Here is a 1421-nt window from a genome sequence, read left to right as displayed (position 1 = left end):
TCCACCAGCTCCTCGAACGGATAATCCTGGTTCTCCATGGCGCCCAGCACAGCAGTCTTCACTTCCGCCAAGTACGTGTCGAACCGTTTGCTTCCCGCCGGGCGGGTGCGCATCGCCAGGGTGTTCACGAACATCCCGATCATTCGTTCCGCATCCGGGTGCCTTCGGCCCGCCACCGGGGAACCAACGACAATATCCTCCTGCCCTGCATAGCGTGACAGCATCACCCCGTACGCTGCCAAGAGCGCCATATACAGCGTTACCCCTTGCTTCGCACACAACCGCTTCAGCCGTTCCGTCTCATACTCGCCCCAGATGTGACCTACCCGGTCTCCTTCAAACTGTCTGACCGCCGGCCGCGCGTAATCCGTCGGGAGCTGCAGCACCGGTGCTTCGTCCACGAACGTCTCTAACCAGTACGCCTCCTGCACCTGGTACGCCTCGCCTTGCATCTTCTCCTGCAGCCATACCGCATAATCCTTATAGTGAATCGCAAGCGGCGTCCATTCCTTGCCCGCGTACAAGCGTGTAAACTCGTCCACAAACACGTCCATCGATACCCCATCCGAGATGATGTGGTGCATGTCCAGTAGCAATACATGCCGCTCCTCTGCCAGGCGGATTAATCCCGCACGCAGCAGGGGAGCTTCCCCCAGATCAAACGGCCGCACGAACGCCTGCACGAGCGTTGTTGCTTCGTCCGGCGTGCTGTCTGTCACTTCCAGTGGTACATTCACCTGCTCGGCGATCCGTTGCATGAGCTGGTCTTCTTGCATTACAAACGATGTACGGAAGGCTTCATGGCGCTCGGCTACGCGGTTCAGACTCTCCTGCACTCGAACAACATCCAGCTCCCCTGTGATCTCCAGCGCCCACGGGATGTTGTAACCGATGCCTCCAACGTCCAACTGGCTCATTACATACATCCGCTGCTGGGCAGGTGAGGTTGGATACGCTTCGCGCGGCTCCGCCGGATTGATTGCCTCATAGCGTTCCAGGATAGCCGCCGTTTCCAAATACCCCGCTAGCATCTCCACCGTTGGACGGGCGAACACTTCACTCAGCGTCACGCTCGCATCTAACTGCTTCTGGATGCGGGCCATCAGTTGCGTTGCTTTGAGTGAATGGCCCCCCAGCTCGAAGAAGTCCTCCCGGATACTTACTGGATGCGAAAGACCTAACACATCCTGCCAAATCTCCGCTAGCTTCGCTTCAGTCTCGCTTCGTGGTGCAACGTATTCGCTGGTTGTCTGCAATAGCCCTTGGGGCTCCGGTAGTGCCCTCCGGTCCACCTTCCCGTTCGCCGTCAGTGGAATTTGCTCCACTTCCACCAGATACGATGGAACCATGTACTCAGGCAGACTCCGTTTTAAATACGCGCGCAACTCGGATGCATTAAATACACCACGGCTTACCACGTA

Annotated in this window: 1 protein-coding gene; it reads right to left on the bottom strand. The window is 57.7% G+C overall.

Annotated elements, in window-relative coordinates; all coding sequences use genetic code 11:
- Window positions 1–1421 (bottom strand): condensation domain-containing protein (locus FS818_RS28160; RefSeq protein ID WP_260989994.1); only part of this gene is annotated, 1421 nt, incomplete at both ends.

It is taken from the genome of Paenibacillus xylanexedens (assembly GCF_007680605.1).
GTDB lineage: Bacteria > Bacillota > Bacilli > Paenibacillales > Paenibacillaceae > Paenibacillus > Paenibacillus xylanexedens_B.
Note: the sequence above shows the minus strand (reverse complement) of the source record. Positions and strands in the feature narration are given on the sequence as shown.